This window comes from Sphingopyxis sp. QXT-31 (genome assembly GCF_001984035.1).
Lineage (GTDB): Bacteria > Pseudomonadota > Alphaproteobacteria > Sphingomonadales > Sphingomonadaceae > Sphingopyxis.
Window position 1 is genome coordinate 892,441 of the sequence record NZ_CP019449.1, and the last position, 21,404, is coordinate 913,844.

General features: G+C 67.6%; 18 protein-coding genes. 10 read left to right on the plus strand and 8 right to left on the minus strand.

The features are described from left to right. Positions 1-24 precede the first annotated feature (24 nt). A complete protein-coding gene (locus BWQ93_RS04370; RefSeq protein WP_198040466.1) occupies positions 25-1,281 on the plus strand; it encodes an HD-GYP domain-containing protein in 1,257 nt (418 codons plus the stop codon). On the opposite strand, the gene BWQ93_RS04375 is transcribed toward BWQ93_RS04370, so the two are convergent. From BWQ93_RS04375 to BWQ93_RS04385, 3 genes are read right to left on the minus strand one after another with little or no spacing between them, the layout of a single operon-like run. Continuing rightward, entirely contained in the window at positions 1,278-3,104 is a 1,827-nt protein-coding gene (locus tag BWQ93_RS04375) for a DUF885 domain-containing protein (RefSeq protein ID WP_077029450.1), read from the minus strand. The genes BWQ93_RS04370 and BWQ93_RS04375 overlap by 4 nt on opposite strands. 46 nt (positions 3,105-3,150) lie before the next feature. Then, entirely contained in the window at positions 3,151-3,858 is a 708-nt protein-coding gene (locus BWQ93_RS04380) for a helix-turn-helix domain-containing protein (protein WP_083720615.1), read from the minus strand. Between the two features lie 4 nt (positions 3,859-3,862). Further along, complete coding sequence (locus BWQ93_RS04385) at positions 3,863-4,897, minus strand: mannose-1-phosphate guanylyltransferase (protein WP_077029451.1); 1,035 nt, start codon at positions 4,895-4,897, stop codon at positions 3,863-3,865. Between the two features lie 164 nt (positions 4,898-5,061). On the opposite strand from BWQ93_RS04385, the gene BWQ93_RS04390 reads away from it, so the two are divergent. Genes BWQ93_RS04390 through BWQ93_RS04405 form a run of 4 tightly spaced genes read left to right on the plus strand, consistent with a single transcriptional unit; the run spans position 5,062 to position 11,756 of the window. Next, positions 5,062-6,450: a TIGR03013 family XrtA/PEP-CTERM system glycosyltransferase gene (locus BWQ93_RS04390; RefSeq protein WP_077029452.1), complete on the plus strand. Its 1,389-nt coding sequence runs from the start codon at positions 5,062-5,064 to the stop codon at positions 6,448-6,450. 2 nt (positions 6,451-6,452) lie between these two features. Next, the gene (gene prsK / locus BWQ93_RS04395; protein ID WP_083720617.1) at positions 6,453-8,531 is read left to right on the plus strand and encodes an XrtA/PEP-CTERM system histidine kinase PrsK; all 2,079 of its coding nucleotides are present in this window, start codon (positions 6,453-6,455) and stop codon (positions 8,529-8,531) included. Then, positions 8,531-9,916: a PEP-CTERM-box response regulator transcription factor gene (gene prsR / locus BWQ93_RS04400; RefSeq protein ID WP_077029454.1), complete on the plus strand. Its 1,386-nt coding sequence runs from the start codon at positions 8,531-8,533 to the stop codon at positions 9,914-9,916. Before prsK ends, prsR begins: the two co-directional genes overlap by 1 nt. 1 nt (position 9,917) lies before the next feature. Beyond that, the gene (locus tag BWQ93_RS04405; protein WP_077029455.1) at positions 9,918-11,756 is read left to right on the plus strand and encodes a tetratricopeptide repeat protein; all 1,839 of its coding nucleotides are present in this window, start codon (positions 9,918-9,920) and stop codon (positions 11,754-11,756) included. 183 nt (positions 11,757-11,939) lie between these two features. On the opposite strand, the gene BWQ93_RS04410 is transcribed toward BWQ93_RS04405, so the two are convergent. After that, positions 11,940-12,287: a GntR family transcriptional regulator gene (locus BWQ93_RS04410; RefSeq protein ID WP_077029456.1), complete on the minus strand. Its 348-nt coding sequence runs from the start codon at positions 12,285-12,287 to the stop codon at positions 11,940-11,942. Positions 12,288-12,357: 70 nt separating this feature from the next. Next, entirely contained in the window at positions 12,358-12,939 is a 582-nt protein-coding gene (locus BWQ93_RS04415) for a nitroreductase family protein (RefSeq protein WP_077032200.1), read from the minus strand. A gap of 188 nt (positions 12,940-13,127) precedes the next feature. Between BWQ93_RS04415 and BWQ93_RS04420 the strand changes: the two genes are divergently transcribed. The 5 genes from BWQ93_RS04420 to BWQ93_RS04440 are packed head-to-tail and all read left to right on the plus strand — an operon-like array spanning position 13,128 to position 18,699. Continuing rightward, positions 13,128-14,711, plus strand: coding sequence for a peptide MFS transporter (locus BWQ93_RS04420; RefSeq protein ID WP_077029457.1), 1,584 nt, complete (start codon positions 13,128-13,130; stop codon positions 14,709-14,711). 3 nt (positions 14,712-14,714) lie between these two features. Continuing rightward, on the plus strand, positions 14,715-16,130 hold the full coding sequence (locus tag BWQ93_RS04425) for an amidohydrolase (RefSeq protein WP_077029458.1): 1,416 nt from the start codon (positions 14,715-14,717) through the stop codon (positions 16,128-16,130). Next, on the plus strand, positions 16,127-17,428 hold the full coding sequence (locus tag BWQ93_RS04430) for an amidohydrolase family protein (RefSeq protein ID WP_198040467.1): 1,302 nt from the start codon (positions 16,127-16,129) through the stop codon (positions 17,426-17,428). Before BWQ93_RS04425 ends, BWQ93_RS04430 begins: the two co-directional genes overlap by 4 nt. Before the next feature lie 55 nt (positions 17,429-17,483). Then, on the plus strand, positions 17,484-18,185 hold the full coding sequence (locus BWQ93_RS04435) for an NnrU family protein (protein WP_077029459.1): 702 nt from the start codon (positions 17,484-17,486) through the stop codon (positions 18,183-18,185). A gap of 4 nt (positions 18,186-18,189) precedes the next feature. After that, complete coding sequence (locus BWQ93_RS04440; protein ID WP_077029460.1) at positions 18,190-18,699, plus strand: DUF1003 domain-containing protein; 510 nt, start codon at positions 18,190-18,192, stop codon at positions 18,697-18,699. 6 nt (positions 18,700-18,705) lie between these two features. Here the strand turns inward: BWQ93_RS04440 and BWQ93_RS04445 are convergent, their stop codons facing one another. The 3 genes from BWQ93_RS04445 to BWQ93_RS04455 are packed head-to-tail and all read right to left on the minus strand — an operon-like array spanning position 18,706 to position 21,346. Beyond that, on the minus strand, positions 18,706-19,083 hold the full coding sequence (locus BWQ93_RS04445; protein ID WP_156878135.1) for a hypothetical protein: 378 nt from the start codon (positions 19,081-19,083) through the stop codon (positions 18,706-18,708). Positions 19,084-19,103: 20 nt separating this feature from the next. Further along, positions 19,104-20,099, minus strand: coding sequence for an aldo/keto reductase (locus BWQ93_RS04450; protein WP_077029462.1), 996 nt, complete (start codon positions 20,097-20,099; stop codon positions 19,104-19,106). Further along, positions 20,096-21,346, minus strand: coding sequence for a dicarboxylate/amino acid:cation symporter (locus BWQ93_RS04455; RefSeq protein ID WP_077032202.1), 1,251 nt, complete (start codon positions 21,344-21,346; stop codon positions 20,096-20,098). Before BWQ93_RS04455 ends, BWQ93_RS04450 begins: the two co-directional genes overlap by 4 nt. Positions 21,347-21,404 lie beyond the last annotated feature (58 nt).

Below are 21,404 nucleotides of genomic sequence, written 5' to 3' on the forward strand. Positions count from 1 at the left end.
ATGCCCGCGCACAGGACCAGTGGCATGTTGTTTCGCGTCGCGCCGGAGGGGGCCCAGATCGGGATGTTCGTCCACGCCTTCGAGGGGCGGTGGATCGACCATCCGTTCTGGCGCAGCCGCTTCCTGATCGAGACGGCGGACCAGCTGGCGCGCATCCGCGGGTCGGGGGTCGACGCGCTGGTCATCGACCGCAGCAAGAGCCGCGTCGTGCCCGAGGCGGCGACGGGCGCGGTCGCGATCGAGCGGCGGTCGGGGCCGCCGCGCGCCGTCGCGGTCGAGCGGCGCAGCCCCTATGCACCGGGCGCGCTCCGCGCCCGTCCGCCCGCGCCCGTCAGCTATGCGCAGGAGAAGCGCCGGGCGGAGCGCCTGATCGGCAAGTCGAAGCAGGCGGTGATGGACATGTTCGATACCGCGCGGCTGGGCCGGGCGGTCGAGGCGAAGAAGCTGGCGCCGCTGGCCCGCTCGATCGGCCAGTCGATCGAACGCCATTCGCGCGCGCTGCTCGGGCTCGTGCGGCTGAAGGCGAAGGACGAATATACCTATCTCCACTCGGTCGCGGTGTGCGCGCTGATGATCAACTTCGCGCGCCATCTGAAGCTCGACGAAGAGGAGGTGCAGGCGCTGGGGGTCGCGGGGCTGCTGCACGATGTCGGCAAGGTCGCGATCGCCGACGCGGTGCTGCTCAAACCCGGCAAGCTCGACACGCGCGAGCGCGCGATGGTCGAGGGGCATCCGCGCGCCGGGCATATGCTGCTGTCGCAGTCGCCCGATATTCCCGCGGCGGCGCTTGAGGTCGCGCTGCACCATCATGAGAAGGTCGACGGGACGGGCTATCCCGACCGGCTGAGCGGCGACGCGCTGTCGCTGTACGCGCGCATGGGCGCAATCTGCGACGTTTACGACGCGGTGACCTCGGACCGGCCGTACAAGGCGGCATGGACACCGTGCGAGGCGCTCGCCGCGATGCAGGCGTGGCCCGGGCATTTCGATCCCGACCTGCTCGACCGCTTTGCCGACAGTCTCGGCCTCTGGCCGCCGGGCACGCTGGTGCGCCTGTCCGACGGGCATCTGGGCATCGTGCTGGGCAGTGGCGGCGAAGCGGGCGAAGCAATGCGGGTGCGCATCTTCTTCGACTGCGACACGCTGACCGAGATCGCGGCTTATGACCGCGAATTCGCCCCCACCGCGCGCGACCCGCGCGTGACGGGGCGCGACAGCCCGGCCTTCTGGCGCTTCGACGACTGGGAGACGATGCGCGCGCGGGTGCTTGGCGAGGCCTAGGCGAGCTGCTCGGCCGTCCAGCGGTCGATCAGCGCCGCGAGCACCTCGATCGGCATCGCGCCCGCCGAGAGCGCGGTGTCGTGGAAGGCGCGAAGGTCGAATTTCGCGCCGAGCGCGGCTTTCGCCTTCTCGCGGATCGCGACCCAGCGCGTCTGGCCGACCATATAGCTGGTCGCCTGGCCGGGCCAGACGCAGTAGCGCTCGATCTCGGTGATATTCGACGGTTCGGGGGTGCCGAGCGTCTCGTTATAATATTTGATCCCCTCTTCACGCGTCCATTTATAATGGTGGAGCCCGGTGTCGGCGACGAGGCGCGCGGCGCGGAACATATAGGATTGCAGGTAACCGAGGCGGCCCCACGGGTCGTTTTCGTAGACGCCCATCTCGTCGGCGAGCTGCTCGGCGTAGAGGCCCCAACCCTCGGTATAGACCGAATAGGCGGGCAGGCGGCGGAGGCGCGGGATGCCGGTCGCCTCCTGCGCGAGCGCGATCTGGTGGTGATGGCCGGGCGAGGCCTCGTGATAGGTCAGCGTCGGCAGCGTCCACGACGGGTTTTCGGCGGTATCGCGCAAGTTGATATAATAGGCGCCGGGGCGCGATCCGTCGAGCGCGGGCACCTGATAATAGCCGCCGGTCGCGCCATCCTCGATATCGGCGGGCACGCGGCGGATTTCGGCCTTGGCCTTGGGCAGGCGGCCGAACGCCTCGGGCAGCCGCGCCTGGATCGCCTGCATCTGCGCGTTGAGTTCGGCGATCAGCTTCGCCTTGCCCGCGTCGGTGTTGGGGTAGAGGAAGCGTGGGTCCTTGCCGAGCTCGCGCATGCGTTCGGCGACGCTGCCCTTGGTCATGCCCTGCGCCTTGAAGATCGCGTCGGCCTGCGCCGAAAGGTCGGCGACGCGGTCGCGGCCGAGCTGGTGCACCTCCTCGGCCGACATGTTGGTCGTGGTCGCGAAGCGCAGCGCATAGGCGTAATAGTCCTCGCCCTGCGGCAGGCGCCAGACGCCGGCGTCGTGCGTCGCCTTGGGCCGCACGGCGCGCAGTTCGGCGGCTTGCCGCTTCATCGCGGGATAGATTTGGGTCTCGACGATGGCCGCGCAGCGCTTGGCCCAGTCGCCGGGGATATCCTTGGTCTTCTCCGCGATATTCCTGGTCAGGCCGTGCGCGTCGGGCGCGGGGGCCCAGATGCGGTCGAACTGGCCCAGTGCCCGGTCGATCACGAAGTCGGGCGGAATCACGCCGGCCTTATGGTCTTCCACAATGCGGCCGGTCTCATTGTCCATCTGCGCGGCGAAATCGGCGCAGCGCGCGAGATAGGCCTCGGCATCGGCCGAACCCGCGATCGAATGCTGGTTTATCAGGAAATCGGGGATCGAACGATAGCTCCCCGACAGCTGCGTCACCGGATGCGGTTCGGGCCAGCTGTGGAGGCCGTAGCTGAACGTATCATAGGCCTTCACATAGTCTTGCCACGGGCCGCGGAAGGTTTCGTAGTTGACGAGGTCCATGCCCGAAAGCTTTGACGCATCGATCTTTTTGAGTTCGGCGAGGCCGTCGCGATAGAGCTGATGGCCTTTCTTGATCCCTGCGGGCGAGCGGTCGTCCAGCTTGGCCTTCAGGCCCTTGCGATCATCCTTGTCGAGCCCGAGCGCGGTCGCGAATTCGGGGCTTTCGTCGATCATCCGGTCATAGAGCCGCTCGTAGAGCGCGGTGAGCTTTTCGCCTTCGCTGCCGGGCTGGGCGATCAGCGCCTGTGCGGGCGAGCGGACGCCGGCCATCGCCGATGTCGCGGCGAGCGTGGCGAGGAGGGTACGGCGGTCGAGCATGGGGAGGTCTCCGGCTAGTGTGTTGCCGCAGTCCTACACCGTGAAGTCAGGCGCGTCTTGTATCCATTTGACGTCGCCACCAGCCGGGCGCCGCGCCGGATAGGCGCGCGACGGCGTGGCCCATATGCGCCTGGTCGGCGAAATGCAGCCGGTGCGCGATGTCCAACAGCGTCTCGCGCGTCGTGCGCACCGCGTCCAGCGCGGCGCGCGCGCGCACCGCGGCGCGATAGGCCTTGGGCGTGCAGCCATAGGCGAGGCGGAAGCCGCGGCTCAAAGTTTCCCTTCGCACGCCCGCACGCTCGGCCCAGTCGGCGAGCGCGAAACCCTGGTCAGCGCGGAGGTCGTGCGCGAGTATATCGGGCCAATCGAACGCGGAGGCGGGGGTGGCGACGAAATTTTCGGCGAACAGTGCCGATGCGGCACGCGGATCGCGTGCGGCGATGCGGACGAGCGCATCGGGATCGGCGACATGGCCGCGAACGTGCGGGCTGTCGGCGAGTTCGGGAGGCAGATCGAGCACGAGAACGCGCGCGCCTTTCGCTTCGACGCGATCGAGGTGCGATTCATAGGCGTGGTGGATCAGCGCGTCGCCGGGGCGGACGTCGAAGCGGCCCTCGTCGCCCGCCTCCTGATAGCCGCCCTCGAGCACCACCGCGACGAAGGGATCGTCATGGCAATGGCGCGCGCGAAGCTCGTTCGGATGATGCCGGAGCAGCCCGAGCGGCGCGTCGGCGAAGTGCGGCGAGCCGGACATCGCTCTATTCGCGCGCTTTCGCGGCGGCGCGGACGTCCTGGCAGCGTTTCAGCGGCATGACGAGGATGTCGTCGCCGTCGACGATTACCGCGACCCCCTCCATGCCGATCACCGACACGCGCTTGCCGCCGGCGCGGATGAGGTTGCCGTGGCTGTCGTGGAGGAAGACGTCGCCGTGCGTCGCATTGCCGATCTCGTCGCAGGCGGCGAGCGCGTGCACCGCCTGCCAGCTGCCGAGGTCGGACCATCCCATCGCGACGGGGACCACCGCGACGCGGTCGTCCTTTTCCATCACCGCATAGTCGATCGAGTCCGACGGCGCCTTTTCGAATGCGATCGCGTCGGCGTGGAGCGCGTCGCCGTCGCGCATGCCCGCGGCGATCGCCTCGTTGGCGGCTTCGAAGATTGCGCGGCAATGGGTCAACATCGCATCGCGCATGCGCCCGGCGCGGAACAGGAAGATGCCGGCATTCCAGCTGTAGCCGCCCGCGGCGAGCATCGCCTCGGCCTCGGCGAGCGGTGGTTTTTCGACGAAGCGCGCGACCGCAAACCCGTCGTCGCCGAGCGCGTCGCCGCTGGCGATATAGCCGAAGCCGGTCTCGGGATGCTCGGGGGTGATGCCGAAGGTGACGAGCCAGTCCTGCTGCGCCAGCCGCGCGGCGCGGCCGATCGCGGCGTGGAAGGCCGGGACGTCGGCGATGACATGATCGCTGGGCATCACCAGCAGCAGTGTGTCGGCATCGGCCCGCGCGACCGCGAGCGCAATCGCCGCGGCGGTGTTGCGCGGCATCGGCTCGACCAGCAGCTCGGCCTCACGCGCCCCCATCTGCTCGCGCACGGTCGCGAGATGGCCGTCGCCGCAGAGGATGACGGGCGGCAGGAAATGCTCGCCCGGCGGGGTGCGCGCGACGGTCTGGCGGAACAGGCTGTCGGCGCCGGTCAGCGGCAGGAACTGCTTCGCACGCGTGCCGCGCGATTCGGGCCACAGGCGCGTTCCCGCGCCGCCGCACAGGATGACAGGTTGGATCTGGAGGGTCATGGAAAGGGTCTAACCGGTTGAAGGGCGGGGGTCATCCCCTCAATAAACCTCGCGAACAAAGGTTGCGCGTCTGTCGCGGCGCGGCGCTATGAAATGTGTAAAGTTAACCGACACTTCACCCCTCGGCTTTAGGATAAGCCCCCGAAAGGGCGCGCGCTTATCCGATGTTCCGGCTGTTCAAACATTATGTTCCGCACGCGGTCGTCTGGCTCGCGCTGATCGAGTTTGTCGCGCTGCTCGGCTCGGCGGAAGGGGCGTGGCACCTTTATGCGCATCAGGCGGGGTTCGACGCGGGGAGTTTCGCGGGCCGCTGGCTTCCGATCCTGACCTTCGCCGTGTCCAATTCGCTCGCCATGATGGCGGTCGGCATGTACGGGACCGAGGCGCTGCGCGCGATGGGCTTCGCCACCGCGCGACTGCTCGCGGCGATCTCGCTCGGGGTGATCTTCCTCTCGGTGGTCGGCGTCCTGTTGCCGACCGTGACCCTTTGGCGCGCGAACAGCGTCTACGCGATGGCCTTCGCGATCGTCCTGCTGATCGCGATCCGGCTGATCCTGACACAGAGCGCGGGGACTGACGCCTTTCGTCGGCGCATTCTGGTGCTGGGCGCGGGCGCGCGCGCGGCGCGGCTGAAGGCGCTGTCGGAGGAGCCGGGGCGCGGGTTCCAGATGGCGGGCTATGTCGCGATGGCGGCGAGCGAAAAGGCGGTCGCCGGCGCGGTGCCGCGCGCCGACGTCGCGAACCTCGCCGACCATGCCGTCGCGCTCGGTGTGGGCGAGGTGGTGCTGGCGATGGAGGAGCGGCGCGGCGCGCTGCCGCTCGCCGACCTGCTGCGCGTCAAGACCACCGGGGTACATGTCAACGATATCGCCAGCTTCCTCGAGCGCGAGACGGGGCGCGTCGATCTCGCGACCACCAACCCGAGTTTCCTCATCTTTTCCGACGGCTTCTCGGCGGGGCAGCGGATTGCCAAGGCGAGCAAGCGCGTTTTCGACATTCTCGCCAGCCTGCTCGTGCTCGTCATCGGGCTGCCGCTGATCGTGATCGCCGGGATCGCGGTCAAGTTCGACAGCAAGGGACCGGTCTTCTATCGCCAGCCGCGCGTCGGGCTGTTCGGCGAGGCCTATAATATCGTCAAGATCCGCTCGATGCGCACCGATGCCGAGGCTGCGGGGATCGCGGTGTGGGCGAGCGAGAACGACCCGCGCATCACCCGCGTCGGTCATATCATCCGCAAGCTGCGCATCGACGAGCTGCCGCAGCTGTGGTGCGTCTTGAAGGGCGAGATGAGCTTCGTCGGGCCGCGGCCCGAACGGCCGAGCTTCGTCGAGGAACTGACCGAGGCGCTGCCCTATTATGCCGAGCGCCATATGGTGAAACCCGGCCTGACCGGCTGGGCGCAGATCAACTATCCCTATGGCGCATCGGTCGAGGATGCGCGCGTGAAGCTCGAATATGATCTGTACTACGCGAAAAATTATTCGCCCTTCCTCGACCTGCTGATCCTGCTCCAGACCGTGCGCGTCGTCCTGTGGCCCGAGGGGGCGCGGTAGTAATGGGCGCGCTCGCGGGCTTTTCCGAGATTCTTGCCGTGCTCGCGCTGGCCGGGTTCGCGGGGGTGACGCTGTGGCTCGCGACGCGGCCGCGCGTGCGCATGGCGGCGCTGATGCCGAGCTTCGGCTGGCTGGTGGCGGCGGCGGCGGCGATGGGGCTGTGGAGCGCGGCAACCTGGGCCTATCAGCCCGCATCGCCCGAGGCGCTGGTCGCGGGCGCGCTGCGCAACGCGGTAATGCTCTGCTGGCTCGGCGCGACCTTCTGGAACGCGCGCGCGCCGATGTCGCGGCCGCTGCGGCTGATCCAGCGGATGCTGATCGCCTTCTGCCTCGTCGCGCTCGTCTTCGGCGTGCTCGTCTGGCTGCGCGCGGGCGGCGTGCCTGGCGATTGGGCAGGGCCGGGGCTGGCACTGGTCGCGATGATCGTCGCCTCGGGCGGGCTGCTGCTCGTCGACAGCGGGGTGCGCCACGCCAGCGCCGGACTGCGCATGCCGATCCTCGCGGTCGCGGGCGGCTTTGCGATGCTCTGGGCTTATGAACTCAATTTCCAGCTGATCGGTGCGCTCACCGGCACGGTGCCATTGACCCTGATGCTGCTGCTTCCGGCGGTGGCGCTCCTCACGCTGCCGACCTTCGTGCTCGCCGCGATGGACGTCGGGCGCGAGCGGATGCAGTTGTCGCGCACCGCCGCGACGCGCACGATCCTGCTGATTGCCGGCGCGGGCTATCTGATCCTAATCGGGCTGGCAGGCGCGATCGCGCGGCTGGTCGGCGGCAGCTACAGCGAGGTCGCGCAGAGCCTGTCGCTGATCGTCGGGCTGGGCGCGGGCGGGCTCCTCTTTGCCTCCGCGCGCGCGCGCGCGTGGGCGACGGTGATGATCTCGAAGCATTTTTTCGAGCATCGCTACGATTATCGCGCCGAATGGATGCGCTTCACCGCGACGCTGGCGCGCGGCGATGAAGGCGATCTTTATCGCCGCGTCGCAAAGGCGCTCGCCGAGCTGACGGGTAGCCCCGGCGCATTGCTCATGCTGCCGGGGGCGCAGGGCAGCTACCGCGTCGCCGACCGCTGGCATTGGGACGCGGGCGACGAGCCCGAGGGCGAATTGTCGCTGCGTTCGGCCTTCATGCTGCAGGACACCGGGCATATCGTCGACCTCGACGCGGTGCGCGGCGGCGCGACCGCCGCGGCGGGTCAGGACCTCGCAATCCCCGACTGGCTTGTCGCCGATCCGCGCGCCTGGGTGGTGGTTCCGGTGCTGCATTTCCAGCGCATGATCGCGGTCGTCGTGCTGCACCGCCCGCCGGTGTCGCGCGCGCTCGACTGGGAGGATCTCGACGTACTGCGCATCGCCGGACGGCAGGCGGCGAGCTATCTCGCCGAATCGCAGAGCCAGGCGGCGCTGTCGGAGGCGAAGCGCTTCGACGAGTTCAACCGCCGCTTCGCCTTCATCATGCACGACATCAAGAATCTGGCGAGCCAGCTCGCGCTGCTCGCGCGCAATGCCGAGCGTCATGCCGAAAAGCCCGCGTTTCGCGCCGACATGGTCGAGACGCTGAAGATTTCGGCGGGGCGCCTGTCCGACCTGCTCGTCCGCCTGTCGCCGCGCGAACGCGGGCGCGCGGCGGAGGCGGCGCGGACGCCGGTCGAGCCGCTGCTGGCGACCGTCGCGGCGCAGATGCGGTCGCGGCGCGCGCTGTCGATCGGCTGCGAGCCGGGGCTGGCGGCTTGGGCGGACGCCGCGTCGGTGCGCCAGATCGTCGAGCATCTGGTCGCGAACGCGATCGACGCCTCGCCCGACGGCGCGCCGGTGCAGCTGATTGCCGCGCGCGAGGCGGGGCGGGTGCGGATCGACGTGCTCGACCAAGGCAGCGGTATGAGCCGCGCCTTCATCGAGCACGAGCTGTTCAAGCCCTTCGTCTCGACCAAGGACGGCGGCTTCGGTCTCGGCGCCTTCGAAGCGCTGGGACTGGCGCAGGCGATGGGCGGCGCGATCGACGTCGCGAGCGAGCCGGGGCGGGGGAGCCGCTTCACTTTGTGGCTGCCCGCCGAAGGCGAAGACTGGATGAAGGTGGCATGATGAAGAACGACGGGAGCGAAGCCCCGCGCAAGCTGTTGGTCGTCGAGGACGACCCGGGGCTGCAGGCGCAGCTCAAATGGGCCTATGAGGATTGCCAGGTGCTGATCGCGGGCGACCATGACGCCGCGATCGAGCTGCTGCGCGCCGAGGAACCCGATGTGGTGACGCTAGACCTGGGTCTGCCGCCCGATCCCGACGGCACGCGCGAGGGGTTCCGGACGCTGCAGGCGATCCTCGAGATGAAGCCCGACACCAAGGTGATCGTCGTGTCGGGACATGGCGAACGCGCGAGCGCATTGAACGCGATCGCGAGCGGGGCGTGGGATTTCTATCAGAAACCGATCGACATCGACGAGCTGGGGCTGATCGTGCGGCGCGCCTTCCACGTGCGCGAGCTCGAGGTCGAGAATGCGCGGCTCGCGAGCCAGGGCGCGAACGACAATCGCGTGCTCGGCGGGATGATCACCGGCGCGCCCGAGATGCTGAAGGTCGCGCGCACCATCGAGCGCGTCGCGAACCTCGACGTCAGTGTCATGCTAATCGGCGCGAGCGGCACCGGCAAGGAATTGCTCGCGCGCGGGCTGCACGAGGCGAGCGGGCGGCGCGACGGCGCCTTCGTCGCGATCAACTGCGCCGCGATCCCCGAAAATCTCCTCGAAAGCGAGTTGTTCGGGCACGAGAAGGGCGCCTTCACCGGGGCGGTCAAGACGACCGAGGGCAAGATCGAGCTGGCGCATGGCGGCACGCTTTTCCTCGACGAAGTCGGCGACATCCCGCTGCCGCTGCAGGTCAAATTGCTGCGCTTTTTGCAGGAGCGCACGATCGAGCGCATCGGCGGGCGCAAGGCCATCGCGGTCGACACGCGCATCGTCTGCGCGACGCACCGCGACCTCGATGCGATGATCGCGGCGCAGAGCTTTCGCGACGATCTTTATTACCGGCTCGCCGAGATGGTGGTGAAGATCCCGTCGCTCGCCGAGCGGCCTGGCGATGCGGTGCTGCTCGCGCGCCATTTCCTCCATCAATATGCGCCCGCGATGAACCCCGGGGTGCGCGGCTTCGCGCCCGATGCGCTGCAGGCGATCGACGAGGCGCGCTGGCCGGGCAACGTCCGCGAGCTGGAAAACCGCATCAAGCGTGCGGTGATCATGGCCGACGGCAAGCTGGTCGCGAAAGACGATCTCGATATCGCCGGCGGGAACGACGCCGAGAACGAGGAGGCTTGGCTCAACCTGCGCAGCGCGCGCGAAGCGGCCGACCGCGTCGCGATCCGCCGCGCGATGATGCAGAGCGAGGGCAATATCTCGGCCGCTGCCAAGCTGCTCGGGATCAGCCGTCCGACACTCTACGACCTGCTCAAGCAATATCGGATGCAGGCGGCCTGAGTTGCGGCGCCTTCGCGCCCTCGTTGCCGCGCTGCTGGGCGCGGCATTGCTCGCAGGATGCGGCGAGACGCGGCCCGAGAGTCCCCGCGCAGCGCTCGAGGAGCGGCGCGTCCAATTGCAGGAAACGCTCGCCGAGGATCCGAGGCAGCTTGCCGAACAGGTCGAGCTCGCGCGCATCCTGTTCAAGCTCGGCGACGGCGTCGGCGCCGAGGCGGCGGTGCATGCCGCGCTCGCGGCGGGCGGCACCGAGGACGCGTTGCGCCCGCTCGCGGCAAAGGCTGCGGCGATGCAGGGCGACGGCGACCGCGCCTTTCGCATCCTCGACGCGGGCCCGATCGCGCCCGAGATGATCGGCGAGGCGGCGTGGGTCGCAGGCAATGTCCACCTCGACAATGGCGATTTCGGCGCGGCGCGCGATGCCTTCGACCGCGCGGTGCGCGAACTGCCGCGCTCGTCGGACCTGTGGGTCGATGTCGCGCGCTTCCGCGACGCCAATGCCGACGCGCTCGGCGCACGCGACGCGATCGACTATGCCATCGAGCTCGACAAGGGCAGCAGCGCGGCGCTGGCGTTCAAGGCCAATCTGGTGCGCTCGCAGCGCGGGCTGACCGCGTCGCTCGAGTGGTACGACAAGGCGCTGGCGGCCGATCCCGACAATGCCGGCGCGCTGATCGACCGGGCGGCGACGCTCGGCGATCTCGGGCGCTACAAGGAGATGCTTGTGTCGCTGCGCCATGCTGCGACGCTCGTGCCGGGCAATGCGCAAATCTATTACCTCCAGGCCGTGGTCGCGGCGCGCGCGGGCAATTACCGCCTCGCGCGCAGCCTGCTCCAGCGCACGCGTGGGCGGATGGACGGCGAGCCGGGCTTCATGCTGCTGAGCGCCGTGGTCGAGCTCGAGCTCGGCGGCGAGGCGGTCGCGGCGACCTGGGCCGACCGGCTGATCGAAGAACAGCCGCACAATCTGACCGCGCGGCGCATATTGGCGGCCGCCGAATGGGCGGGGGGCGATCCCGACGGCGCCGCCGACGCGCTGGCCCCGATCGTGGCGCGCGCCGACGCCGACAGCTGGTCGCTGCTGATGGCTGCGCGCGTCGCCGCCGAGCTGGGGCTGCCGGCCGAATCGTCCGATTATCTGGCGCGCGCGGCGGCGCTGGCGCCGGGCGAGGCGGCGCCGTTCGCGCCCGACGGCTATGGCCTGTCGGCCGATGCCGACGCGCAGCCGCTCAACCCCGCGGTCGTCATCCCGGCGATGGAGGCCGAGATGGCGGGGGGCAACGCCGCGCAGGCGCTGGCGCGCGCGGCGCGGCTGCGCGACGCCAACCGCGGGGTGGCCGACGCGCATATCCTGCACGGCGATGCCGCGATGGCGGCGGGCGATTATGCACTAGCGGTACAGAGTTTCCGCGCCGCGCGCGACCTCGACGCGAGCGAGCGCACGACCTTGCGGCTCGCCAACGCGCTGTTCCGCGCGGGTGATGCCGCGGGGTCGGGCGCGACGATCATGGCGCTCCGCGACAGCCAGCCGTCGAGCCTCGCCGCCGACCGGCTCGCCGGATCGCTGGCAATGGACATCGAGCGTTGGGACGATGCGATCGCCACTTTCGAGCGCGTCCGCCAGCGCATCGGCAATCGCGACGTCGTGGTGCTGCGCGAGCTGTCGAAGGCCTACGCCGCCAAGGGCGACACGGCGCGGGCGACGGGCATGATCGCGCTCGCCTACCGCCTGCAGCCGCTGAACGGCGAGATCATGCGGCTCTATGCTGAGCTACTGGCGCAGAACGGCGACGCCGAGGCGGCGGCCGATCTGCGCGAGAAGATGGAGCAGGTGGGACGGTAGTGGGGCGCCGCGTTTGCCAAGGTTCACGCGAAGACGCGAAGACGCGAAGGGTTCAAGCCTTGGGCGAAGCCCTATCCTTTAACCGGCAGCTGATCGTGGAATTGAGCGTGCCTGTAGGCGCGATCGTCTTCGCGCCTTCGCGTCTTCGCGTGAAATAAATTGCGCGGCGCGGAGCGCCGAGGCTTACGCCTCGGTCAGATCCAGCAAGGTCCGGGCATCGAGCCCGATGCGGCGCATCTGGTCGGCGACCGGGGGCCAGACATTGGCCAGGAAATCCTCGCGCATCAGGTCACGCAGACGCTCGGTCGCGCCCTCTGCGACGAACATGCCGACGCCGCGCTTGACCGTCACCAGCCCCTCGTCCTGGAAGGTCTGATAGGCCTTGGCGACGGTGAGCGGGTTGGCGCCCTCGTCGGCGGCAAGGCTGCGCACGGAGGGGAGCATGTCCCCGTCCGCGAAGGTGCCGTCGAGGATGGCGTTGGCGATCACGTCGCGCAGACGTTGGTACACGGGTTTGGACTGATCGAGCATGGCGCCTTAATGCCATAAGACAGCAGCACAGTCAAATCACAAAGTTAGCGATGTAAGCTTTCCTTTGTAACTAAATATCCCACGCGCGAACCACCGCGTCATATTCGGGACGCGGCCGTTCGGAGAGGGGGCCGCCCGCGGTTCCCAGGAAGAAATAGCCGACGATCGTATCGCCCGCGCGCGCGCCGAACGCCGCCGCGACGTCGGGCGAATAGGCGGCCCAGCCGGTGAGCCAGCTGCCGACGAAACCAAAAGCATGTGCGGCGTGGAGCAGGTTCATGCCGACCGCGCCCGCCGACATCTGCTGCTCCCACAGCGGGATCTTGGCGCCCGCGACGGGGGTCGAGAGCAGGACGAGCAGCGTCGGCGCCTGATGCGCGAACTGGTCGAGCGCCGAGAGGTCGAGCCCCGCGGCGCCCGGATTCTCCTTGACCCAGGCGGTCTTGAGCAGGCTGGCGAAGGTCTCGCGCTGATCGTCGGCGACCGTGACGATGCGCCATGGGGCGAGCTTGCCATGATCGGGGGTGCGCAGCGCCAGCGCGATGATGTCGTGCAATTGCGCGGCATCGGGGCCGGGCGCGACCATGTCGCGCGCCTTGCCCGAGCGGCGGGTGGCGAGGTGCGAGCGGAGCGAGGAGGTGTCGTTGAACATGCGCGCCATGTGGCGCTTTCGGCGCGTCGGCGCAAGTGTTGCGAACGGTTCGCAACAAGATTTGGCCTGATCGCGATGGTTACGCGCGCAATTAGATTCTTCCCATACGCAATTTTCGCGCTAGGTTGCCCCATAACCGGGCCGCATTGACGGCACCTAAACCAACAATTTCCTAGGGAAAGTCGCACATGACCAAAGCCTATGCCCAGCCCGGGGATGCCGCCGGGACGTTCCTCGGCCATCCGAAGGGCCTATTCGTCCTGTTCTTTGCCGAGATGTGGGAGCGATTCTCCTATTACGGCATGCGCGCGTTGTTGATCTTCTATCTCACCAAGCACTGGCTATTCTCGGATGGCGAGGCCGGGGTGATCTACGGCGCCTATACCGCGCTGGTCTACATCACTCCGGTGCTGGGTGGCTATCTGGCCGACCGTTGGCTCGGACAGCGAAAGGCGGTGCTTTACGGCGCCGTGTTGCTGACCTTCGGCCATTTCATGATGGGATTCGAGGGCGACGGGGGGCAGGATCCTGCCAGCCTCAGCATTTTCTGGCTCGCCCTGGCGTTCATCATCGTCGGATCGGGCTTTTTGAAAGCCAATATCTCGGTGATCGTCGGCCAGCTTTACCCGCGCACCGATGTGCGCCGCGACGGCGCCTATACCATCTTCTACATGGGGATTAATCTCGGCGCGGCGCTCGGTTCGCTGCTCTGCGGCTATCTCGGCGAAGTCTATGGCTGGGCCTATGGCTTTGGCGCCGCGGGTTTCGGCATGCTGCTCGGCCTGATCGTCTTCATTGTGTTCAAGCCACTGCTGCTCGGCCGCGGCGAGCCGGAGAACCCGGCGCTGCTGACCGAGAAGAAGTTCGGTCTTCCCTTCGAATGGCTGCTCTACGCCATCGGCCTCGTCGCTGTCGTCGTCTGCTGGTGGCTGGTGCAGAATCAGGCTATCGTCGGCACGTTGCTCGGCGGTGCGGGACTGATCCTCGTCGCCTATGTCATCGGCACCGCGGTCATCAAGCTGCCCGCCGAAGACCGCGACCGCATCTTCGCCGCGATGTTCCTGATCCTCGGTTCGATCCTGTTCTGGGCGTTGTTCGAACAGGCGGGCTCGTCGCTCAACCTGTTCACCGATCGTTACGTGGATCGCGGCGGGGTTCCGGCCTCGGTTTTCCAGTCGGTCAATGCCATCTATATCGTCCTGCTCGCGCCTCTGTTTGCCGGCCTGTGGACCTGGCTCGGCCGCAAGGGAATGGAGCCATCGACGCCGGTGAAATTCGGCCTTGCCATGCTCCAGCTGGGGCTCGGCTTCTATGCGCTGAAATGGGGCGCGGCGGCGGTCGGGATGGAAAATGCCACCCCCGTGCTTTTCATTTTCCTGATCTATCTGTTCCACACGACCGGTGAACTCTGCCTTTCGCCTGTCGGGCTCAGCGCGATGAACCGGTTGGCGCCGGCGCATATGGCGTCGCTGATCATGGGCACCTGGTTCTTCGCATCGGCGACCGGCAATTTCGCCGCGGGCCTGATCGCGGCAGCGACGGGATCGGAAAAGGCGAGCGGCGAAGGTGCGGGCAAGGCACTCGTCCTCGATGTCTATGGTACGATCGGCCTTTGGGCAGTGGGATTCGGCGTCCTCGTCATCCTGGTGTCGCCGCTGATCAAGAAGCTGATGCACCTCGACACGCTGCGCGATGCCGAGGATCTGCCCGGCCAGAAGGAGCTCGGCGAGCCGCAGGCCGCGGGCGTCCATCCCGACCTGACGAAAGGCTGAAGCATGATCCGGGTCGTGAAAGCCGGCCTTTTGGCCGCGGTGTCGCTGGCGTTCGGGGGTTGCACCGCGAATGGCGGCGAGGTGGAAACGGCGAGCAGCAAGCCTGCCGCGGAGAAATCCGAAAAGCCGGTGAAGTTCGACAAGGATCCCTATCCGTCGACCTACAAGGGATATCCGACACGGCTGACCGTCGTGAAGGGCGTCACCATCTTCGACGGCGAGGGCGGGCGGATCGACAATGGGTCGATCGTGATGTCGAGCGGCAAGGTCTTGTCGCTCGGCGGTCCCGACATGGAACTGCCGACCGACGCCGACGTCATCGACGGCACCGGCAAGTTCCTCACCCCCGGGATCATCGATATCCACAGCCACCTCGGCGACTATCCCTCGCCCAGCGTTGACGCGCATTCGGACGGCAATGAGGCGACCTCCCCGACCACGCCCGAAGTGTGGTCCGAACATAGCGTCTGGCCGCAGGACCCGGGGTTCAGCCGCGCGCTCGCCAACGGCGGGGTGACGTCGCTCCAGATCCTGCCGGGCAGCGCCAACCTGATGGGCGGACGCTCGATCACGCTCAAGAATGTGCCGTCGCGCACGGTGCAGGGGATGAAATTCCCCGGCGCGCCCTATGGCCTCAAAATGGCGTGCGGCGAGAATCCGAAGCGCGTCTATGGCGGCAAGGGGCGCATGCCCTCGACCCGCATGGGCAATTTCGCGGTCAACCGTGCGACCTGGCAGAAGGCCGCGGCGTACAAGAAGAAGATGGACGACGGAAAGGCGGTCGACCGCGACCTCGCGATGGAGACGCTCGCGGGCGTTCTGGCGGGCGAAATCCTCGTCCACAACCATTGCTACCGCGCCGACGAGATGGCGCTGGTGATCGATATGTCGAAGGAGTTCGGCTACAAGGTCTCGACCTTCCACCACGCCGTCGAAAGCTACAAGATCGCCGACCTGCTCGCCAAGGAGGGCATTTGCTCGGCGATGTGGGCCGACTGGTGGGGCTTCAAGATGGAGGCCTATGACTCGGTCAAGGAAAATATCCCGCTGGTGTACAAGGCCGGCGCGTGCACGATCGTCCATTCGGACGACGCCAACCAGATTCAGCGGCTGAACCAGGAGGCCGCGAAAGCGCGCGCCGCGGGGCGCCGCATGGGGATCGACGTCAGCGACGAACAGGCCTGGACCTGGCTGTCGTACAATCCGGCCAAGGCGCTGGGCATCGCCGACAAGACGGGCAGTCTGAAGCCCGGCAAGATGGCCGACGTGGTGCTGTGGAACGGCAATCCTTTCAGCGTCTATTCGCGGCCCGAGAAAGTGTGGATCGACGGCGCGATGCTATATGACGCAATGGACCCCAAGCGGCGGCCGGTGAGCGATTTCGAGCTGGGCCAGCCCGGCGAAGGGGATGTGAAATGATGCGCGCGCTTCTTCTTTCGGCTGCCGCGCTGGTCGCACTTCCCGCCGCAGCGCAGGACGTCGCGATCGTCAACGCCAAGCTCGTCATCGGCGACGGCAGCGCGCCGGTCGAAGGCGGCACCGTCGTCGTGCGCGGCGGCAAGGTCGTCGCAGCCGGAGCGGGCGTGGCCGTGCCCGCAGGCGTTGAGCGCGTCGATGCAGGCGGCCGCTGGGTCACCCCCGGCATCGTCGCGGCGTTCAGCCGCGTCGGGCTGACCGAGGTCGACGCCGTCAGCGGCACCAACGATCGTTCGGCGACCAAGTCGCGCTTTTCGGCGGGGCTCGATATCGCGCCCGCGCTCAATCCGATGGGCTCGCCCGTCGCGGTGAACCGCGCCGACGGCGTCACACGGGCGATCGTCGCGCCGGGGGCGAGCGGCAGCCTGTTCGCCGGACAGGGTGCGGTGGTCGACCTCGCCGACGACAACGACATGGTGACCAGGCCCCGCGCGCTGCAGTTCGTGGCGTTCGGCGAGGACGGGTCGGCAAAGGCGGGCGGCAGCCGCGCCGCGCTGTTCCTGCTGTTCCGCGAGCAATTGCTGGCGGCGCGCAGCTATGCGCGCAACCCCGCGACGCTCGCCGAATGGGGCAGCGACGCGCTGATCCAGCGCGCCGACGCCGATGCGCTGGTGCGCGTGATCGACGGGACGACGCCGCTGTTCGTGCGCGTCGACCGCGCGACCGACATCCTCAACGTCCTCAAACTCAAGACCGAGTTCCCGGCGCTGAAGCTGGTGCTTGTCGGCGCGACCGAGGGCTGGCTGGTCGCGAACGACATCGCCGCGGCGCGCGTGCCGGTGCTGGTGTCGCCGCTGACCGACCTGCCGTCGAGCTTCGAGCAATTGGGCGCGACGCAGTCGAACGCCGGGCGCCTCGCCGCTGCCGGGGTTTCGGTTTCGGTCGGGGTGTTCGACGACGATGACGCGCACAAGATGGGCTATGCGACGCAATATGCCGGCAATCTGGTGGCGCTGACCAAGCTGCCCGGCGCGAGCGGGCTCAGCTGGGACCAAGCCTTCGCGTCGATCAGCAGCGCTCCTGCGCGCGCGGTCGGCATGGACGCCAGCATCGGCTCGCTGCGCCCGGGCCGCGTCGGCGACGTCGTGATCTGGGACAATGATCCGCTCGAACTGGGCAGCCGCCCGGCGATGCTGTGGATCGACGGCAAGCGCCAGTCGCTGGTCACGCGGCAGGACCGTCTGCGCGATCGTTATGCGAACCCGCAGGAAGCTGTGCTACCCAAGGCGTATGACAGGTAAGGCCCGCACCTGACGACCACGCGGCGGACCGGGGAGAAGGAGAGGGAGTCGCTCCATGCAACCGATGTCGTTGTTGATCGTCACGGGCGCCTTGTTTGTCGGCACGCATTTCGCGCTGTCGCACCCGCTGCGCGCGCCGCTCGCCGACCGGATGGGCGAGCGCGCGTTCCAGATCGTCTATTCGATCGTCGCGATCGCGACCTTCATCATGCTCGTCCAGGCGTGGCGCGGCATGCCGCCCGAGCCGCCCTTGTGGGCCGTCGGCGACGGCCTGTGGGTCTTCGCGACACTGATCGTGCTGCTCGCGAGCATCCTCTTCATGGGATCGCTGATCGGCAATCCGGCCTTGCCCGCGCCGAACGCTGCCGCCGCTGCCCAGGCCGCGCCGCGCGGGGTGTTCGCGATCACGCGCCACCCGATGATGTGGGGCTTTGCTTTATGGGCGCTCGCGCACGCGTTGGTCGTGCCGACGCCGGGGCAGATCGTCCTGTCGGCGATCATCGCCTTCCTCGCGCTCGCCGGATCGGCGGGGCAGGATGTCAAGAAGGCGCGGCTGATGGGCGACGCATGGCGCCACTGGGCGGCGCGGACCAGTTTTGTGCCCTTTGCGCGGCAGCTGAGCGGCCGCGGCTCGTGGATCGACGCGATTCCGCGGCCGCATGCGCTGTTCGGCGGGATCGTGCTCTGTATCGTGGCGACCTGGGCGCATGGCGCATTGGGCTATATGGTCGCGGGCATCTGGCGCTGGGTCGGGTGAGCCGGTGAACGGCGAGGCGCATCTCTCGGATCTCGCGCTGCGGCTGCTCGGGCGGCCCTTTGCCGACCTCGACCCCGAAGAGAGCCGCGTGCTGGAGGCGATCGCCAAGCGCGCGCCGACGAGCCGCGACGCCGCCGACCTCGACGATGCGCAGGCGAGCTTCGGCGACCGCCTCGCTGACCGCGTCGCGGCCGTGGGCGGCTCGTGGGGCTTCATCATCGTCTTCACGCTGGCGCTGTTCGCGTGGATGCTGCTCAACTCCGAAGTCCTCCAGCGCTGGGGGCTCGCCTTCGACCCCTATCCGTTCATTTTTCTCAATTTGATGCTGTCGACGCTGGCGGCGGTGCAGGCGCCGATCATCATGATGAGCCAGAACCGCGCTTCGGCGAAGGACCGGCTGGCGGCGAGCCTCGATTACGAGATCAACCTGCGCGCCGAGCTGGAGATCATGCGGTTGCACCACAAAATCGATGTGCTCACCGAGAAGGTAGAGGGGTTGAAAGGTGCGGATTGATCCCGTTTATCGGGTCTTATCTTCGCAGATGTAGCCTCGGCTGCCGCCTCGGCTGCAGACAAGATAGATGCCGTCTTCCGACCGCCGGAGACGAAGGCGCATTCTCTTATTTTGCAGCATTGGTCCATGGCCGATGTAACGGATACTGATGGTAGCCGACCGCGGCGATTGCCCGGAGATGACACGCGCGATCCTCATGCGCGCGGTGAATATAAGATTCAGGCCCCATTCGTCGATGACCTCGTTGTCGAGCGTTTCGACCTTGCCGGTCACGACGAGATATTCCGATAGGTGCTGAGCCTCTTCTGCGGCCGCCCAAGGTGGCACCGTCATCGGCAACGCGACGAGCGTGGAAAGAGCGATAGCCCGGATGATTCCGGGCAACACGCCTTTCCGGCGTCCTGTCAAAGCCGCACCATCCGCATGCCCATTTCGCCGTAGCGCGGCCCGCTGGTGCCGCCCATCGGAGCCGCCGCCTCGATCGCGGCCAAATCGTCGGCATCCAGCGTCACCTCGGCGGCCGCGACGCTGTCTTCCATCGTCGCGCGGCGCTTGGTGCCGGGGATCGGGACGATGTCGTCACCCTGCGCGAGCAGCCAGGCGAGCGCGATCTGCGCTTTCGACACGCCATGCTTGTCGGCAACCGCACCGATCGCATCGACGATCGCGAGGTTGGCAGGGAAATTCTCCTCGCTGTAGCGCGGGTCGTTGCGGCGCCAGTCGTTCTCGGGCAGTTCGTCGCGGCTGCGCACCGCGCCCGCGAGGAAGCCGCGGCCGAGCGGCGAATAGGGGACGAAGCCGATGCCATTGTCGCGGCAGGCAGAGAGAATCTCCTCCTCCACATCGCGTTCCCAGATCGAATATTCGCTCTGCAATGCGGTGATCGGCGCGGCTTTCGCGGCGCGGCGGATCGTTTCGGGGCCGGCTTCGGACAAAGCGATGTGGCGGACCTTGCCCTCGTGGACCAGTTCCATCATGCCGCCGACGACTTCCTCGATCGGGATCGAAGGATCGACGCGGTGCTGGTAGAAGAGGTCGATTGTGTCGATACCGAGCCGCTGGAGCGAGCCTTCGCAGCTGCGCCGCGCATTTTCGGGCGAGCCATCGACCCCGACGATCTGGTTGCCGTCGAACTTGAAGCCGAACTTGGTCGCGATGACGAGGCCGTCGCGCTTGCCCTTGATCGCCGCGCCGAGCAGTTCCTCGTTGCTGAACGGGCCATAGATTTGCGCGGTATCGAAGAAGGTGACGCCGAGGTCGATCGCGCGGTGGATCGTCGCGGTCGATTCGTCGAGGTCCGCGGCCTCGCCATAGAGGATGTTGCCGCCCTTGATCATCGGCATGCAGCCGATTCCGATGGCGGAGACCTCGAGTCCGTGGCCGAGCTTGCGATATTTCATGGCGTCTCTCCTGCGGGTTTGTCGTCGCCGACGCCGTCGGCGGCATATTTGGTGGCGGCGACGTCGCCGATGACATTGCCGAGGGTCCGGAAGATGTCGGGGAAGGTCTCGACCGCGACGAGCAGCCCCAGCGGCGCGACGGGCACCCCCATCGACACCGCAATGGGTGCGATCGAGGTCACGAAGCTGATCGATCCGGGCAGGCTAACCGACGACAGCGCGGCGGCCATCGCGACGCCGAGCCCGACTGCCATTTCCCATGGCGTAAGCTCGATGCCGAACAGCCAAGCGACATAGATGACGACCGCGAGGTTCATCGCGGGGCTGGTGAAACGGAACAACGCGACCGCGAGCGGTAGCACGACGTCGGCCTTTTTGGGATCGACGCCCAGCGCCTCCGACGATTTGAGCATCGCGGGCAGGCTGGCAAGCGAGCTTTGCGTGCTGATCGCGACCGCCAGCGTCGGCACCATCGCGCGGACGAAGCGCGGCAGTGAAATGCCGACGACGAGCCAGGCGAGCAGCAGCCCTAGGATGATGCAGCTGACGCCGATCCCCATCAGGATCAGCACATAATGGATCAGCCCGCCGAAGGCCGCGACCCCCGCCTTGACCGCGAGCGCATAGCCCAGAGCAAAAACGCCGATCGGCGCAAGCGCGAGCACCCAGCCGATGACGATCAGCATCGCGTCGCCCAGCGCCTTGAACAGTCCCGACAGCGTCGCGCGCTGCGGCGCCTCCAGCTTGGTGATGGCAAAGGCGAAGATCGTAGTGAACACGATCAGCGGCAGGATCGCGGTGTCCGCCGCGGCGGCGATCGGGTTGGTCGGGATCAGCGACAGTAGGAAGTCGGCGAAGGTGGGCGAGGGGCCCGCCTCGGTCGTGCCGCCGAGCCCGTGGCGCAGCGCCTCGGCAGCGCTGGCCGAGAGCGGGAAGAGTTTGAGCAGCAACGGCGTCATCAGCAGCGACATCGTTCCCGAAAGCGCGATCGCGCCGAGGAAGATCGCCACCGACCGCGCCGCGAGCCGGCCCGCGCGCGCGGCGTCGGCGGTCGCGGTGATGCCGGTGATCAGCAATGCGACGACCAGCGGCACGATCGTCATCTTGAGCGCATTGAGCCAGAGCAGGCCGACCGGTTCTACAAACGGCAGGATGGCGGTTGCGGCGTCGAGTGATACGCTCTCGATCGCGATCCCGAGCAACATACCCGCGATCAGCGAGCCGAGGATGATCCATGCCGATTTCAAATTCAAATTCCCCCTGGCCGTGCCGGTCTGCTTGCCAATAAAAAACGGGTGACCTACT

Coding starts and splice junctions, on each gene's coding strand:
- BWQ93_RS04370 (WP_198040466.1), top strand. CDS start 25: ATGTTGTTTCGCGTCGCGCCGGAGGGGGCCCAGATCGGGATGTTCGTC.
- BWQ93_RS04375 (WP_077029450.1), bottom strand. CDS start 3,104: ATGCTCGACCGCCGTACCCTCCTCGCCACGCTCGCCGCGACATCGGCG.
- BWQ93_RS04380 (WP_083720615.1), bottom strand. CDS start 3,858: ATGTCCGGCTCGCCGCACTTCGCCGACGCGCCGCTCGGGCTGCTCCGG.
- BWQ93_RS04385 (WP_077029451.1), bottom strand. CDS start 4,897: ATGACCCTCCAGATCCAACCTGTCATCCTGTGCGGCGGCGCGGGAACG.
- BWQ93_RS04390 (WP_077029452.1), top strand. CDS start 5,062: ATGTTCCGGCTGTTCAAACATTATGTTCCGCACGCGGTCGTCTGGCTC.
- prsK (WP_083720617.1), top strand. CDS start 6,453: ATGGGCGCGCTCGCGGGCTTTTCCGAGATTCTTGCCGTGCTCGCGCTG.
- prsR (WP_077029454.1), top strand. CDS start 8,531: ATGAAGAACGACGGGAGCGAAGCCCCGCGCAAGCTGTTGGTCGTCGAG.
- BWQ93_RS04410 (WP_077029456.1), bottom strand. CDS start 12,287: ATGCTCGATCAGTCCAAACCCGTGTACCAACGTCTGCGCGACGTGATC.
- BWQ93_RS04415 (WP_077032200.1), bottom strand. CDS start 12,939: ATGTTCAACGACACCTCCTCGCTCCGCTCGCACCTCGCCACCCGCCGC.
- BWQ93_RS04420 (WP_077029457.1), top strand. CDS start 13,128: ATGACCAAAGCCTATGCCCAGCCCGGGGATGCCGCCGGGACGTTCCTC.
- BWQ93_RS04425 (WP_077029458.1), top strand. CDS start 14,715: ATGATCCGGGTCGTGAAAGCCGGCCTTTTGGCCGCGGTGTCGCTGGCG.
- BWQ93_RS04430 (WP_198040467.1), top strand. CDS start 16,127: ATGATGCGCGCGCTTCTTCTTTCGGCTGCCGCGCTGGTCGCACTTCCC.
- BWQ93_RS04435 (WP_077029459.1), top strand. CDS start 17,484: ATGCAACCGATGTCGTTGTTGATCGTCACGGGCGCCTTGTTTGTCGGC.
- BWQ93_RS04450 (WP_077029462.1), bottom strand. CDS start 20,099: ATGAAATATCGCAAGCTCGGCCACGGACTCGAGGTCTCCGCCATCGGA.